Source organism: Rhizobium sp. 3T7 (assembly GCF_020166565.1).
Lineage (GTDB): Bacteria > Pseudomonadota > Alphaproteobacteria > Rhizobiales > Rhizobiaceae > Rhizobium.
On the sequence record NZ_JAIQXS010000002.1, the window covers coordinates 178,190 to 193,406 of the forward strand.

11 protein-coding genes are annotated in these 15,217 nt (G+C 60.8%); 6 read left to right on the forward strand and 5 right to left on the reverse strand.

Features of this window, described 5'->3' with window-relative positions; genetic code table 11:
* Positions 1-9: 9 nt before the first annotated feature.
* Together K9B32_RS03685 and K9B32_RS03690 are read left to right on the forward strand one after the other, a co-directional pair.
* The gene (locus tag K9B32_RS03685; protein ID WP_224560537.1) at positions 10-1,101 is read left to right on the forward strand and encodes an ABC transporter ATP-binding protein; all 1,092 of its coding nucleotides are present in this window, start codon (positions 10-12) and stop codon (positions 1,099-1,101) included.
* A gap of 173 nt (positions 1,102-1,274) precedes the next feature.
* Positions 1,275-1,628, forward strand: a complete 354-nt coding sequence (locus tag K9B32_RS03690; RefSeq protein WP_007796711.1) for a hypothetical protein — start codon at positions 1,275-1,277, stop codon at positions 1,626-1,628.
* 96 nt (positions 1,629-1,724) lie between these two features.
* Here the strand turns inward: K9B32_RS03690 and edd are convergent, their stop codons facing one another.
* The 5 genes from edd to K9B32_RS03715 form a co-directional block, all read right to left on the reverse strand.
* Positions 1,725-3,545: a phosphogluconate dehydratase gene (gene edd, locus K9B32_RS03695; protein ID WP_224560539.1), complete on the reverse strand. Its 1,821-nt coding sequence runs from the start codon at positions 3,543-3,545 to the stop codon at positions 1,725-1,727.
* 56 nt (positions 3,546-3,601) lie between these two features.
* A complete protein-coding gene (gene pgl, locus K9B32_RS03700; RefSeq protein WP_224560540.1) occupies positions 3,602-4,300 on the reverse strand; it encodes a 6-phosphogluconolactonase in 699 nt (232 codons plus the stop codon).
* A gap of 11 nt (positions 4,301-4,311) precedes the next feature.
* A complete protein-coding gene (zwf, locus tag K9B32_RS03705; RefSeq protein WP_224560541.1) occupies positions 4,312-5,787 on the reverse strand; it encodes a glucose-6-phosphate dehydrogenase in 1,476 nt (491 codons plus the stop codon).
* 133 nt (positions 5,788-5,920) lie between these two features.
* Positions 5,921-7,219 (reverse strand): NAD(P)/FAD-dependent oxidoreductase, encoded by a 1,299-nt coding sequence (locus K9B32_RS03710; RefSeq protein WP_224560542.1) that lies wholly within the window; start codon positions 7,217-7,219, stop codon positions 5,921-5,923.
* Between the two features lie 13 nt (positions 7,220-7,232).
* The gene (locus K9B32_RS03715; protein WP_224560543.1) at positions 7,233-8,669 is read right to left on the reverse strand and encodes a glutamine synthetase family protein; all 1,437 of its coding nucleotides are present in this window, start codon (positions 8,667-8,669) and stop codon (positions 7,233-7,235) included.
* A gap of 125 nt (positions 8,670-8,794) precedes the next feature.
* Between K9B32_RS03715 and K9B32_RS03720 the strand changes: the two genes are divergently transcribed.
* From K9B32_RS03720 to K9B32_RS03735, 4 genes are all read left to right on the forward strand, one after another.
* Positions 8,795-9,976 (forward strand): NAD(P)/FAD-dependent oxidoreductase, encoded by a 1,182-nt coding sequence (locus K9B32_RS03720; protein WP_224560544.1) that lies wholly within the window; start codon positions 8,795-8,797, stop codon positions 9,974-9,976.
* 149 nt (positions 9,977-10,125) lie between these two features.
* Positions 10,126-10,269 carry a hypothetical protein gene (locus tag K9B32_RS03725; protein WP_224560545.1) on the forward strand — a complete coding sequence of 48 codons (144 nt, stop codon included), beginning with the start codon at positions 10,126-10,128 and terminating at the stop codon, positions 10,267-10,269.
* A 302-nt stretch (positions 10,270-10,571) separates the two neighbouring features.
* A complete protein-coding gene (locus K9B32_RS03730) occupies positions 10,572-13,100 on the forward strand; it encodes a methyl-accepting chemotaxis protein (RefSeq protein ID WP_224560546.1) in 2,529 nt (842 codons plus the stop codon).
* Positions 13,101-13,290: 190 nt separating this feature from the next.
* On the forward strand, positions 13,291-15,132 hold the full coding sequence (locus K9B32_RS03735) for a methyl-accepting chemotaxis protein (protein ID WP_224560547.1): 1,842 nt from the start codon (positions 13,291-13,293) through the stop codon (positions 15,130-15,132).
* Positions 15,133-15,217: the final 85 nt, after the last annotated feature.

Sequence of the window (15,217 nt, forward strand, 5' to 3'; positions counted from 1 at the left end):
GAGGAATTAATGACTGGACTGACGCTCAAGGATATTCGCAAATCCTACGGTTCCGTGGACGTTCTCCACGGCATCGATCTGGAGATCAAGGAGGGCGAGTTCGTTGTGTTCGTCGGTCCTTCGGGCTGCGGAAAATCCACCCTGTTGCGCATGATTGCCGGCCTGGAGAACATCACCGGCGGTGACATGTATATCGACGGCCAACTGGTCAACGACGTTCCGCCCTCCAAGCGCGGTATCGCCATGGTGTTCCAGTCCTATGCGCTTTATCCGCATATGACGGTCTACGACAACATGGCGTTCGGCATGAAGATCGCCGGCGAAAGCAAGCAGGAGATCGATCGCCGCGTTCGTGCCGCCGCCGAAAGCCTGCAGCTCACCCTGTACCTCGATCGCCTGCCGAAGGCGCTCTCCGGTGGTCAGCGTCAGCGTGTCGCCATCGGCCGCGCCATCTGCCGCAACCCCAAGGTCTTCCTCTTCGATGAGCCGCTGTCGAACCTCGACGCAGCGCTTCGTGTCGCAACCCGCATCGAGATCGCCCGGCTGAGCGAGCAGATGGCCGGCACGACGATGATCTACGTCACCCACGACCAGGTGGAAGCGATGACGCTTGCCGACCGCATCGTCGTCCTCTCCGCCGGCAATATCGAGCAGGTAGGGGCGCCGCTGGAACTCTACGAGCGTCCGGCAAACCTCTTCGTTGCCAAGTTCATCGGTTCTCCGGCCATGAACGTCATCCCGTCGACCATCACCCAGGCTGGCAATACGACCACGGTGACGCTGACAGGCGGCAAGTCCGTGACACTAGACATTCCCACAGCGGCCGCCGAGAAGGGCAAGACCGCAAGCTTCGGCGTTCGTCCCGAAGATTTGCGTATCGCCGGTGCCGGCGATGACTACCTCTTCGAGGGCGAAGTTTCGATTGTCGAGGCGCTCGGCGAAGTGACGCTTCTCTACATCGAGGGCCTCGTTCCCGGCGAACCGATCATCGTCAAGCTGCCCGGCATCTATGACGTCAGGAAGGGTCAGAAGATGCATTTTTCCGCCGATCGGACGAAGCTGCATCTGTTCGATGCCGATGGCCGGACCTACCGTAAATAGCATCCGATCCATTTTTGGGCCGTTCCGAAAAACGGCCCAAATCGGAACTCTTCTCACCTTCTGTTAAACATTCGATTGGTAAGATTTCCCCGTTGCATATCGAGGGGAATACGGCGGTGGCTGCATCCAATCCAATGCCTTCCGGGCACTTTCTGAACAAAGAAGAATCCTTCATGTACGACCGTGAGGTGCGTTTCAAGATGGAGGATACGATGAACGCCGCACGCATCGAATATACCGAGAAGGGCGTCATGCACATGGCGTCCCGGCGATGCGATATCATTCGTATTTCGAAGAGCACCGCGGTCCTCGCGCTCCTCACCCAATACGCCCTTCCGAAGCAGTTCTATCTCGATATCCCGGATGCCCGCATCACCAAGGTCGGCTGCATGCTGATGCGGGTGAACGCCAACAACACGATCGAAGTCCGGTTCCTTCGGATGTTGAATGACAAGGAGCTCAACAAGATCTTTGTCTACAGCACACACCCGGCGCACCGAGATCGCGTGCTCGACATTCGCGCCTGATTTCTCGAAGCATTGAAAGACATAGCCCAGCAACCGTCCAACTTTGTGGGGTCAGTTCAGAAACGCGGGCTTTGCTGCTTTTCAGCGCAATGCCGCTCAGTGGAACAGCACGCTTGCACCGCGATCCGAAGGGCCAACGGCGCGGCGGAAGGGTGCAAACAGGTCCCTGCCCATGCCGAATTCGTTCTCGGACAGATCGGCGACAACAGACTCACGTTCAGCCAGATCGGCAGCGTCGACCAGCACCTCCAGGGTGCCCGCGATCGCATCGAGGCGGATAATATCGCCGTCCTTGATCCGCGCGATCGGACCGCCGTCGACAGCTTCCGGCGTGACGTGGATTGCTGCCGGCACCTTGCCTGAGGCGCCCGACATGCGGCCGTCCGTCAGAAGCGCGACGCGGAAGCCGCGGTCCTGCAGCACGCCGAGCGGCGGCGTCAGCTTGTGCAGTTCCGGCATACCGTTCGCCTTCGGTCCCTGGAAACGGACAACGGCGATGAAGTCCTTGTTGAGTTTCCCGTCCTTGAACGCGTCCTGAAGTTCCTGCTGGCTGTGGAAGACGACGGCCGGCGCTTCGATGACGTGCCTGTCCTGCTTGACCGCAGAGATCTTGATAACGGCCTTGCCGAGATTGCCGCGCAGCATCTTCAGGCCGCCATTGGCCTGGAAAGGCGTCTCGATATTGGCAAGCACCTTCGGGTCGACGCTTTTTTCCGGCGCCGGTTCGCGCACGATCGTGCCGTCGTCGCCGAGGCGGGGATCGATGGTGTAGGCCTGCAGGCCCCGGCCGAAGACGGTGCGCACGTCGTCATGCAGCATGCCGTGCTTAAGCAGTTCCTTGATGAGGAAGCCCATGCCGCCGGCCGCGTGGAAGTGGTTCACGTCAGCAAGCCCATTCGGATAGACGCGCGCCAGCAGCGGCACCACTTCGGAAAGCTCGGCGATATCCTGCCAGGTCAACTGGATGCCTGCTGCTCGCGCCATGGCGACAAGGTGCAGGGTATGGTTCGTCGAGCCGCCGGTCGCATGCAGACCGACGACGCCGTTGACGACGGAGCGTTCATCGATCATCTCGCCGGCGGGCGTGAACTCGTTGCCCTGTGCGGTGATCGCCAGCGCCCGCTTGGCCGCCTCACGCGTGAAGGCTTCGCGCAGCGGCGTGCCCGGATTGATGAAGGAGGACCCGGGCATGTGGAAGCCCATGATCTCCATCAGCATCTGGTTTGAGTTCGCCGTGCCGTAGAATGTGCAGGTGCCCGGACCGTGGTAGGACTTCGATTCCGCTTCCAGGAGTTCGGCGCGGCCGACCTTACCTTCTGCATAGAGCTGTCGCACGCGGGACTTTTCGTCGTTCGGAAGACCCGTCGTCATCGGCCCGGCCGGCACGAAGATTGCCGGTAGGTGACCGAAGGAGAGGGCGGCAATGACGAGGCCCGGCACGATCTTGTCGCAGACACCGAGGAAAAGCGCGGCATCGAACATGTTGTGTGAGAGGCCAACACCGGCCGCCATGGCGATCAGGTCACGGGAAAACAGCGAGAGCTCCATGCCCGGCTGGCCCTGCGTGACGCCATCGCACATGGCTGGGACGCCACCCGCCACCTGGGCGATGCCACCGGCCTCCGCTGCTGCCTCGCGAATGATCGCCGGATAGTGCTCAAAGGGCTGATGCGCGGAGAGCATATCATTGTAGGAGGTGATGATGCCGAGATTGGGCACGCGGTCGCCCGCAAGTGCCTCCTTCTCCGCGGGGGAACAGACCGCGAAGCCGTGCGCGAGGTTGGCGCAACCGAGAACCGAGCGGCTTACACCTTTGGAAGCGGCGTTTCGCAGGCGCTCCAGGTAGAGTCCGCGCGTCGGCTTCGATCGTTCGACGATGCGGGCGGTGATCGCAGATATGCGTGCATTAGCGGACATGGGAGGTATCCTGCCTTGGTTGCTCTTCAATTTTCGTTCGCGGCTTGCCCGAAGGCCTATGGAGCCCAGTAGACTTCGACCGGGCTCGTTGCCCGCCGCAGAATGGCGCGGATCGGCATCTCTGCCTCGTCGCCGGCGCTCTCGGCCTTCGTCAGGACGTCCTTCTTGCTCTCGCCTTCGATGTGAAGCACGAGCAGCTTTGCATCCTGAAGGCTGGAGAAGGTGAAGGTGAGCCGCGGCTCGCCCGCGCCGTCCGCCTCCATGGTAATGATACCACGCGGCGTCTTGGCGTCGAGCGCGACCTTCAGATTGCTGCCATCTGGGAAGAACGAGGCCGTGTGGCCGTCGCCGCCCATTCCGAGGATCGCCACGTCGAAGGGATTGCTGATCGAAGCGGTCGCCGTCGTTGCGAGCTTCGCCGCGTCCTCGACCGACGCCGCCACCTGATAAAGCGGCAGGAAGCGCGCGGCCTTCGCCTTGTTCTGCAGGAGGTTCTCGGCCACCAGCAGATGGTTCGAGCGCGGATTGTCCGCAGGCACGAAACGTTCGTCGACCAACGTGATGATCACTTTGGTCCAGTCGAGATCACGCGCCGAAAGCTCTTGGAAAAAGAGCTTCGGTGTCGAGCCGCCGGAAACGGCGAACGTCGCCGCTCCGCGTGCGCCGATTGCGGCGGAAAGCGACGCAGCGACTTTGTCCGCTAGGTTGCGAGCCAGTTCTGCGCCGTTGGCGAAAGCATGCATCGTCGCTGCCATCGTCTTTGATCCTACAGGTTGTCGTGCCAGGTGCGGCCGTCACGCTCGATGAGCGCGATCGATTGGCTTGGACCCCAGGTGCCGGCGGTATAGCCCTGAACCTTCTGTCCGGTCGTCTCCCAACCCTTGAGGATCGGATCCACCCACTGCCATGCGGCTTCCACTTCGTCGCGGCGCATGAACAGCGTCTGGTTGGAACGGATGACGTCCATCAGCAGGCGCTCGTAGGCATCCGGGTTACGCACCGAGAAGGACTCGGCGAAGCTCATGTCGAGCGAGACGTTGCGCAGACGCATGCCGCCTGGACCTGGATCCTTGATCATCAGAGACTGCTTGACACCTTCGTCAGGCTGCAGGCGAATGATGAGCTGGTTCTGGTTTATACGGCCGGCGGACTGGTCGAAGACCGAGTGCGGGATCGGCTTGAAGGTGATGACGATCTCTGACATGCGACCGGCAAGACGCTTGCCGGTGCGGATATAGAAGGGAACGCCGGCCCAGCGCCAATTGCCGATCTCGGCCTTGATGGCAACGAAGGTTTCGGTGTTCGAAACTCCGCCTTCGAGCTCTTCCAGGTAGCCCTTGACTGGACCACTGCCGGAAGCGCCCGCGCGATACTGGCCGCGAACGGTGCTGGTCTCGACGTTCGATGCGTTGATCGGCTTCAATGCCCGCAGCACCTTCAGCTTTTCGTCGCGGACGGCTTCGGAGTCCATCGAAGAAGGAACTTCCATCGCGACCAGGCAGACGAGCTGCATGATGTGGTTCTGCACCATGTCGCGCAGAGCGCCGGCGGTATCGTAGTAGCCCGCGCGACCTTCGAGGCCGACCGACTCGGCAACCGTGATCTGTACGTGGTCGATGTGATTGGCATTCCACAGCGGCTCATAGAGCGCGTTGGCAAAGCGCAGCGCCATCAGGTTCTGCACCGTTTCCTTACCGAGATAGTGGTCGATACGGAAGATCTGTTCTTCCTTGAAGACCTTGCCGATCGTGTCGTTCAGCTGCAGGGCGGAAGCGAGATCGCGGCCGATCGGCTTCTCGACAACGATGCGCGTCGACTTGGTGATCAGCTTGTGGTCGTGGATCTTCTGCGAGATGTCGCCGAAAATACCAGGCGCAACGGCGAGGTAGAAGGCGCGTACGCGATCCTTGCCCTCGTCCAGAAGCTTCTTCAGTTGATCCCAGCCGGCGTCCGAACGCGCATCGACAGGCACGTAGCACAGGCGCTGCAGGAATTTCGCGACCTCGGTCTCGTCGTACTCACCCTTCTTGAGATGCTCCTTCAGGGCGTCCTGGGCAAACTTGCGATATTCCTCGTTCGTAAGCGGGCTGCGCGAGGCGCCAATGATACGGGTCGGCTCAGTGAATTGGCCTTCGATCTGACGATGGTAAAGGGCCGGAAGCAACTTGCGTTCTGCAAGGTCGCCGCTGCCGCCGAAAACGACATAATCAAAGGGTTCAACGGGGATGATTTGGCTGCTCATGAGGATGTCTCTCAATCAGACGAGTTATTGGCTCTTTAATCTAATCGATTTAAAAAAGCCAGTGTGCGATGCAATGAATCTCTCGGAAAGAGGTTTTAGTTCGAATTGCCGCGCGATGAAATCCGCAATCTGACTAAAACTTGTCGCGCAACGCAAACCAGGAAAGCGCCAGAAAGAGCAGCGGCGCCCGCATGGTGGCGCCCCCTGGAAAGGCCGGAACATCGAGCGACCTGAAAAGATCGAGATCCGCCGATTTTCCCAGAACCGTTTCCGCGTAGAGCCTTCCACAATAGTTTGCGAGCATGACGCCATGTCCGGAATAGCCGCCAATCGAGGTCACGCCAGGCATGACCTCGCGCACGAAGGGCTGCCGCGGCATGGTGATGCCGACCGAACCGCCCCAGGCATGGGTGATCTCGATATCCCGAAGCGTCGGGTAGATCTCCGCGATCTGCCGGCGGATGTGCTGCGTAATGTCGCGCGGATTGTCGGCCGTATAGGCTTCTCGACCGCCGAAGAGCAGCCGTCCGTCCTTGGACTTGCGGAAGTAGCGCACGACGAAGCGTGAGTCGGCCACGGCTTCGCCGCCAGAAAGTACCTCCGGGTAGCGGTCGAGCGGAGCGGTGGCGCCGATGAAGGAGCGAATGGGCATCACGTGGCTTGCCGTCACCGGCTCGAGATTGCCGATGTAGCCGTCGCAGGCAATCAACGCCTTGTCGGCGGTGATCGTACCTCTCGGCGTCTCTATCGTCACCTTGCGGCTACCCTGACGAATCGCCGTCGCCTTCGTCATCTCGAAAACTTGCGCGCCGGTATTGGCCGCAACACGGGCCAGACCGATCAGCAGCTTCAGTGGGTGGATATGACCCGTGCCGGTATCGCGAACGCCGCAATAGTAGCGCGTCGAGCCAAGCCGCTGCTGGGTCTCGGCTTTGTCCATGAAGCGCACATGCGGATAGTTGTAGCGTATAGCCGCGATCTCGGCATTTTCGTAGTAGGCCGGCCTGTAGCTCTCCTTGTGCGCTACGTTCATCTGCCCCGGCATGTAGTCCATGTCGATCTGATGGTCGGTGGCAAAATCCATGAGATGCCGCTTGGCGGCCTCGGCGAGATCGAACAGGGCGCGCGAGCGCTCGTAACCGATTTTTTCCTCAAGCTCTTCCGGCCACCAGCGCTGTCCGGTGCCGAGCTGGCCGCCATTGCGCCCGGAGGCGCCGTCGCCAAACCGGCACGCCTCGATGAGAACCACCGAGACGCCTGACTTGGCAAGATTGTAGGCAGCCTGCAGCCCTGTGTAACCGCCGCCGACGATCGCGACGTCACAAGTCGTCGAGCCGTCGAGTGCGGGATAGGTCGGCCGTTCGCCGACCGCTGCCTGATACCACGAAATGCCGGGCGCAATGGGGCTTTGCCATCTCTCCTGCGATGTCATGACCAAGCCCTCCCTACACGTTCAGCAGAAGGAATTCGCGTTCCCAGGGGCTGATCACCTGCATGAAGGTTTCGAATTCTCCGCGCTTCACACCGGCGTAGATACCGAGGAACTCCTTGCCGAATACTTCCTCGAAGGCTTCCTCGTCTTCCATCAGTGCGACGGCCTCCAGAAGACCGCGCGGCAGATCGATCGAACCCTCGTTTGCCGTGTCCTCTGTCGGCGCGGTCGGCTCGATGCCCTTCATGATGCCGAGCAGGCCGGAGGCCAGTGAGGCGGCGAGCGCGAGGTAGGGATTGGCGTCCGAACTCGGCAGGCGGTTTTCCACGCGCCTTGCCTGCGGATCGGACACCGGCACACGGAACGCCGTCGTGCGGTTGTCGTAACCCCAGGCATTGTTGACGGGCGCCGACATGTCGGGCGTCAGCCGGCGGTAGGAGTTCACATAGGGCGCCAGCATCACCATGGAACTCGGCACGTATTTCTGCAGGCCGCCGATGAAATGGAAGAATTCAGGTGAGGCGGAACCGTCCGGGTTCGAGAAGATATTCTTGCCTGTCTCCTCGTTGACCACGGACTGGTGGATGTGCATGGCCGAACCCGGTTGGCCCTGCATCGGCTTGGCCATGAAGGTCGCGTAGATGCCGTGCTTCATCGCCGCTTCGCGGATCGTGCGCTTGAACAGGAACACCTGGTCGGCAAGCTCGATTGGATTGCCGTGGCGCAGGTTGATCTCCAGCTGCGCCGGGCCCTCCTCGTGGATCAGCGTGTCGATCTCGAGGCCCTGCTTTTCCGAGAAATGATAGATGTCGTCGATCAGTTCGTCGAACTCGTTGATACCGGCGATCGAATAGCCCTGACCGCCGAGGATCGAGCGACCGGAGCGGCCCTTCGGCGGATGCAGCGGATAGTCGGGGTCGTCGTTCTTGGCAACCAGGTAGAATTCGATCTCCGGCGCGACGATCGGCTTCCAGCCCCGGTCGCCATAAAGCTTCAGTACGCGTTTCAGGACGTTGCGCGGCGTATAGGGAACCTCTTCGCCGTCTACGCTGACGATGTCGCAGATCACTTGCGCCGTCGGGTCGGTTTCCCAAGGGACCACGGAGAGCGTGGAAAGGTCGGGAACCAGCTTCAGGTCGCTGTCCCGGGGCTCATAGCGGAAGCTCTCGGTCTCATCCGGATATTCACCGGAGATGGTGTGACGGTAGATCGCCGAGGGCAGGGCAAGCGAGGTGTTTGACGTGAATTTGGAGCTCGGCATCATCTTGCCGCGCGGCACGCCGGCAAGGTCCGGCGTGATGCATTCGATGTCTTCGATACCACGCGCCCGCAAGAACTGCGCTGCTTCCTTCCAGTTTGCCACGCCGCGCTGGTGTCCGGGGTCCGGGGGTGTTTTCTTCGAGGCGGGTACGTTTCTGGCAGGCTTCAGCGTCGTCTTTTTTGGGGACATGACACACCGGTTTGCGTTGATCGTGACGGCATCATAGCTGGAGTTTGGCGATTGGCGAGGGGGAGGCACGTTGACTTTCGCCTCTTGATGGAAAAAGAAGACGCCTTTCGACAAGGGAAGTGGTTTTGCAGCGAAACAGCGATGTGATCGTCATCGGCGCGGGCGCCGCCGGCATGATGTGCGCCATTCGCGCCGCCCAGCGCGGTCGCTCGGTCATCGTCCTGGACCATGCGAAGACGCCGGGCGAAAAGATCCGCATCTCCGGCGGCGGCCGCTGCAATTTCACCAATATAAATACTGGCCCGAAAAGCTTCCTCTCTGCCAATCCGCATTTTTGCAAGTCGGCCCTCGCGCGGTTCACGCCTTCCGATTTCATCGCCATGGTCGATCGCCACCGGATCGCCTGGCACGAGAAGACGCTTGGCCAGTTGTTCTGCGACGACAGCGCCAAGGACATTATCCGCATGCTGCTCGACGAGATGCAGACCGCCGGCGCGGCGTTGCATCTGCGTACCGAGATCGGGGATGTCGAAAAGAGCGGCGAAGGCTTCCGCATCTCGACGTCGCAGGGCGCATACGAATGCCGCTCGCTGGTCCTCGCGACCGGCGGCAAGTCGATTCCGAAGATGGGGGCGACCGGCTTTGCCTATCGCGTCGCCGAGCAGTTCGGCCTTCCCCTGGTCGAGACGCGGCCCGGCCTTGTGCCGTTGACCCTGGATCAGGCCACGCTCGAAAGCCTTTCCGAACTCTCGGGCATATCAGCCTCGGTCGAAATCCGCCACGGCAAGACCGCCTTCCGCGAAGCCCTGCTCTTCACGCATCGCGGCCTCAGCGGTCCGGCGATCCTGCAGATCTCCTCCTATTGGCGCGAGGGCGACGACATCACCGTCGACATCGAACCGAATGTCGATCTGCACGAGCATCTGAAGACTGCGAAAAGGGCAAATGGCCGGCAGTCGGCGCAGACGGCGCTGGCCGAGATTTTGCCGAGGCGGCTGGCGCAATACCTGACCGAGCGGGAAGGCATCGCGGGTCACATAGCCGATCTCTCCGACAAGGTTTTGCTGCGTCTGGTCGACGCCGTGCAGAACTGGAAGATCAAGCCGTCGGGCTCGGAGGGCTATCGGACCGCCGAAGTGACGCTCGGCGGCATCGATACGGCCGCGCTTGATTCCCGCACCATGGCGGCGAAAAGCGTCCCAGGCCTCTTCTTCATCGGCGAATGCGTCGACATGACCGGCTGGCTCGGTGGCTATAATTTCCAGTGGGCATGGGCTTCCGGCTTCGTTGCCGGTGAATCTTTGTAGGCACGAAACAACCCGCTCGATTCAAGAGTTCTTAAGGAGGGTGCGCCATCCTGCCTCAATGACAGTTGGGAAAGCGCTTCCTAAATAGAGCTTTACCAGCAAGTCGTTTTGTTGGATTGTTATGCCAGAGATGAAGTGAGGTTCTGCAGATGAACAAGAACACTCGACGCGCACGCGCCATTGCAATCGCTCAAGCCAAGCCCGACAACAAGCTCGTCGCCGTACGCTATTTCGTCATCTCTGCCAGTGCACTGGCCGCCGTGGCCGCTCTCCTCCTCGCACGTTGGCTCTGACATCCGCGATCTTTAGACACCTGGCATGGGGCGCATTTGCGCGCCGGCCGTCTCGCGGATGAATTGATTTGAACGCGGCTATGCCGAGTTTTCGCTTATCCGAAAATTAAGACATCCTCTGCAACACTCGCTCAATATTTTTTGGGCGCTTTCCGTTTCGACGTGAAGCGAGCTGGCAATGACTGCCGCCCAGGCCTCGTGTCCGGGATTCCAATTGTTCCAATAGAGCAGCTCGATGCACTCGGTCGGCGCCCCGCCAGGCGGCCGGCGGGAGGAGTGGTGTATGGAAGGCCGGAACCGCCATGTTGATTGACAAGATTCTTTCCCGTTTCAGGATCAAGACCAAGGTCCTGATCTTTGTATTACCTTTTGTTGTAAGCATTTCTGCCGTCGGCCTGACCGGTCTTTATGCCTCTGGTTTGCTGCAGGGGCGTATGGAAATCTCCAACAGCGTCCTGCAGTCACTAAGCGGGTTCAAGGATCTTTATGGTTCCATGGACGACTTCCTGCAGATCACCAGCCAGGAAGCACGCGACAAGCTTTATGGGGACATCAAGACACAGCAAGGTACTTTGAACACCACGCTGAAGCAGATCGGCGAAAATGGCGGACGCGACAACCTGCGGGCTGCGATCGACGGCACTTCCGGGATTTCCGACACCGTGGGCAAGCTCTGGACTCTTCATGAACAGGAACTCGCTCTCCGCAAGTCGATCGACGACGCGCAGAAGGTGATGATCACAAGCCGGTTCAACGTGAACTACGATGCGCAGCAGCTTGAGGAAAATATTCGCAAGGACGAAGGCAACGCGACGGCAACGCTCCGCGCCGCCGATCGCCTGCTGAAGGGCGGGGACACGCTTGCCACAGTCATGGGCGATTTCAACAAGGCCCAGTTGCCCGCCGACAAGCTGAAGGTCGTTACCGACGCCATTCCTGCCATCACCAAGGCTCAGCGCCTGATCGAGATTTCGGTACCCGCGAACCAGAAGAGCATGACGCAGTCGCTGTCGCAGACGATCAGTGACGTGAAGGCGCAGGCAACTGCTGGTGACGCCGGCACCGATGAGGCGATAGCCAATCTCGGGCGGCTTGTCTCGCGCTTCCGTCAGATGTCGACCTATACGCAGCTGACGGCGACGCAGATGATGCGCGCGGCGACGACCACCTTCGTCGAGCTCGACAGCCGTATCGCCCAGACGAATTCCGTGCTCGAGGACACGCGCCGCCTGGAGAGCGCGATCTACTCGCTTCAGCTCGTCCTTGGTGAATTCGCCGCCAAGCCGGGCAAGGAGAACCGCGTCCGCCTGCATCAGGAGATCGCGACGCTCGGCACCAATCTCAACACGCTGCTCGCCAGCGCGAAGGGTATGAACTTCGCGGAAGACATCGTCGCGGCCATGTCTCCAGCCCTTGCCTCGATGGACAAGGACGCCCAGAGCCTCGTTGATACGATCAACCAGCGTGTTGCTGATTACGCATCCGCCCGTCAGCAACTTGATACCGTCTGGGGTCAGCTGACGACCTTTGCCGAATTGCAAAAGCAGAGCGCCGGTGCCGAGCGCACGCAGGCGAACGGCATTTCGGTGCTGACGACCGGCCTTGGCATTCTGGTCTCGATCATCGGCGGTATCGCCCTGGTTCTGACGCTGCAGCGTCCGATCGGTCAGATCACCGCCGCCATGCGCCGCATTGCCGATGGCGCGCTCGATACGAACATCTCGGGCGATCAGCGGCATGACGAAATCGGCGACATGGCCCGCGCACTCGGCATCTTCAAGGAGAATGCGATCTCCAAGATCCGCATTGAGGAGCAGAGCGATGAAGAGCGTGCTGCAGCCGAGCACGAGCGCCAACGCAACGATGCCGAGAAACGGGAGATGGACCGCCAGATCGAGTTTGCGGTCAACGCGCTTGCCTCCGGTCTCGAGCGCATGTCGCAGGGCGACATTTCGACCACGATCGATACGCCGTTCATCGGGCGTCTCGAGCAGCTTCGCCAGGACTTCAACGGTTCGATGATGCGCCTGCAGGCAACCATGAGCCAGATCCGCGACAACGTCGAGATGATCCAGGGCAACGGCAACCAGATGGCTCAGTCCGCCGAAGATCTTGCCAAGCGCACCGAGCAGCAGGCAGCTTCGCTTGAAGAGACCGCCGCCGCGGTTGAACAGATCACGGTGACGGTCCGCTCCTCCGCGGAGCGCGCCAAGGACGCGGATCAGATCGTCCGCCAGGCCAAGCGCAGCGCTGACGACTCGGCAGTCGTCGTCAGCAACGCCATCGACGCGATGGGCCGTATCGAAGATGCATCCCGCAAGATCGAGCAGATCATCGGCGTCATCGACGAGATCGCATTCCAAACCAATCTGCTGGCATTGAACGCCGGCATCGAAGCGGCGCGCGCCGGTGAAGCCGGCAAGGGCTTTGCTGTCGTCGCCATGGAGGTGCGTGAGCTTGCGCAGCGCTCCGCTGCTGCTGCGCAGGAGATCAAGGGCCTCATCAACAAATCGACGACAGAGGTCAGCTCCGGCTCGCAGTTCGTGCAAGAGACCGGCACGGTGCTTGCGAAGATCAGCGCTCAGATCGTCACGATCAGCCAGCATGTCGAGACGATCGCCCGTGCGAGCCATGACCAGTCGAGCGCGCTACAGGAAGTCAATGCGACGGTGAACCAAATGGATCAGATGACGCAGCAGAACGCGGCAATGGTCGAAGAGACCACCGCCGCGAGCCGCGAGCTTGCAACGGAAGCGGATCTGCTCTTGCAACTGATCCGGCAGTTCAAGATCGACGGCGACATGCAGGGCACGATCTATCGCGCCGCATAAGACGATCGAAAGCAATCGCTAAGAAGGCTCCGGATTTTCCGGGGCTTTTTGTTTTCTGCCTCCTGTCACGGCCCTGGAGACGGCTCAGCGCTTGGGCTCGATTTCAAGTTTTTGACGATTGCCAATTTTTTGAAGATTTTCTTTAAATTTTTCGAATTAACCTGCGAGGCTCATGTCTCAGGGGATATCCATGCTGCGCCTGTTCTCGGCTTCCATCGTACGTCAGATTGTTGCCATCACGCTCGTACTGCTCGTTTGCAGCACCGCGGCGATCGTCTGCGTGACCTACTACAATCTGAGCGCCTACGTGATGACAAGCGCCGTGTCCGACGCCAAGGATGCGAGCCGGACCATGGCCGTCCTCTATGGCGCCAGCGACGCGGCGGTGAAGGTCGAGGTCAGCAACAACGAGCTCGCCGGCGTAACGGAAGAGAAGCTTCCCTCGCTCGGCGATCATGTTCTGGTCGATCGCACCGCGCAGTCGATTGCAGGCGTTGCAACCGTATTTGAACGTCAGGGCAGCGACTACGTCCGCGTCTCGACGAACGTGAAGAAGGAAAACGGCGATCGCGCTGTCGGCACGAAGCTCGCGGCGGATCACCCCGCGCAGGTGCTATTGGCCAGGGGGCAGGCCTACTACGGCCCGGCAGAGCTGTTCGGTCGGAAGTTCATGACTGGTTATTTCCCGGTCAAGAACGCGACCGGCTCAAATGTCGGCATCCTGTTCATCGGCATCCCGATGGAGGTTTACTACAATAGTCTGCAGCAGTTGCTGATACTGGTGGCTGGCGCTGGCGTCGCGGTATTGCTGCTGGTCGGCGTAGTCGCCTACTTCGCCATCCGGGCGTCCGTCAGGCCGCTGGAAGCGCTGACCGCTACCATCCATACGATCTCTGCCGGAAATCTCGATGGTCCGATCCCCTGTGTGGAGAAGCAGAACGAGTTCGGCGCCATCGGACGCGCCCTCGCGCTCTTCCGGGATAACGCCCGCGCTCGCCAGACATTGGAAACGCAGGCGGCCGAACAGCGCCAGCTCAGCGACGACGAGCGTGCTCGCAACGATGCCGAGAAGCGCGCGCTCGACGGTCAGATCGACTTCGCCGTCAATCAGCTCGCGGCCGGTTTGGGGCGTCTGGCGCAGGGCGATGTCTCCCAGACGATCCAGACGCCGTTCGTCGGTCGCCTGGAGCAGCTTCGTGTCGATTTCAACGCATCGCTCGTCCGCCTGCAGGAAACGCTGGCCCGCATTCGTGACAACACCGCTTCGATCCAGAGCAATTCCGGCGCCATGCTGGCTTCCGCCGACGAGCTTTCGAAGCGCACGGAAGCACAGGCTGCCAATCTCGAGGAAACGGCAGCCGCCGTCGAGGAAATCACGCTAACAGTCAAATCGTCTGCGGTGCGTGCGCGGGAGGCGAACGACGCCGTATCCGTGACGAAGAAGAACGCCGATAGCTCGGGCGCCGTGGTCAGCGACACGGTCGCGGCGATGGACCGCATCGAGGCGGCCTCGAAGCAGATCGAACAGATCATTGAAGTCATCGACGACATCGCATTTCAAACGAACCTTCTGGCGTTGAACGCCGGTATCGAGGCGGCGCGCGCCGGTCAGGCAGGCAAGGGTTTCGCCGTCGTTGCGCAGGAAGTGCGCGAGCTTGCGCAGCGCTCTGCAGACGCCGCGCGCGAAATCAAGGGCCTGATCGAGAAGTCGACGCGGGAGGTCACGACCGGGTCCGGCCTCGTGCAGAAGACCGGCTCGGTGCTCGCTGCGATCAGCCAGGAGATCATTGCGATCAGCAGTCACGTTGAAACGATCGCGACGGCAAGCCAGGACCAATCGGCCGCTCTGCAGGAGGTCAACGGCGCCGTCAATGCGATGGACCAGATGACGCAGCAGAACGCCGCAATGGTCGAGGAGACAACCGAGGCAAGCCGCCGGCTTGCCAATGAGGCCGATGCGTTGATGGCGCTGGTTCAGCAGTTCCGCTTTGAAGCCGCTCCCGATTACGGCCGGGCGAGGCAGGCGGCCTGATCGCTGCGCTCGGATCGGCAACGACCGTGTGCTCTGGCGCGAAACGCTTTGACCGATATTCTGAAAGATGTGAGGAAGGCCGCGA

What these genes read in the sequence shown, in the direction of transcription:
- K9B32_RS03735 (WP_224560547.1), top strand. Translation starts at nt 13,291, where the DNA reads ATGCTGCGCCTGTTCTCGGCTTCCATCGTACGTCAGATTGTTGCCATC.
- K9B32_RS03690 (WP_007796711.1), top strand. Translation starts at nt 1,275, where the DNA reads ATGTACGACCGTGAGGTGCGTTTCAAGATGGAGGATACGATGAACGCC.
- K9B32_RS03730 (WP_224560546.1), top strand. Translation starts at nt 10,572, where the DNA reads ATGTTGATTGACAAGATTCTTTCCCGTTTCAGGATCAAGACCAAGGTC.
- K9B32_RS03725 (WP_224560545.1), top strand. Translation starts at nt 10,126, where the DNA reads ATGAACAAGAACACTCGACGCGCACGCGCCATTGCAATCGCTCAAGCC.
- K9B32_RS03710 (WP_224560542.1), bottom strand. Translation starts at nt 7,219, where the DNA reads ATGACATCGCAGGAGAGATGGCAAAGCCCCATTGCGCCCGGCATTTCG.
- K9B32_RS03685 (WP_224560537.1), top strand. Translation starts at nt 10, where the DNA reads ATGACTGGACTGACGCTCAAGGATATTCGCAAATCCTACGGTTCCGTG.
- K9B32_RS03715 (WP_224560543.1), bottom strand. Translation starts at nt 8,669, where the DNA reads ATGTCCCCAAAAAAGACGACGCTGAAGCCTGCCAGAAACGTACCCGCC.
- edd (WP_224560539.1), bottom strand. Translation starts at nt 3,545, where the DNA reads ATGTCCGCTAATGCACGCATATCTGCGATCACCGCCCGCATCGTCGAA.
- zwf (WP_224560541.1), bottom strand. Translation starts at nt 5,787, where the DNA reads ATGAGCAGCCAAATCATCCCCGTTGAACCCTTTGATTATGTCGTTTTC.
- pgl (WP_224560540.1), bottom strand. Translation starts at nt 4,300, where the DNA reads ATGGCAGCGACGATGCATGCTTTCGCCAACGGCGCAGAACTGGCTCGC.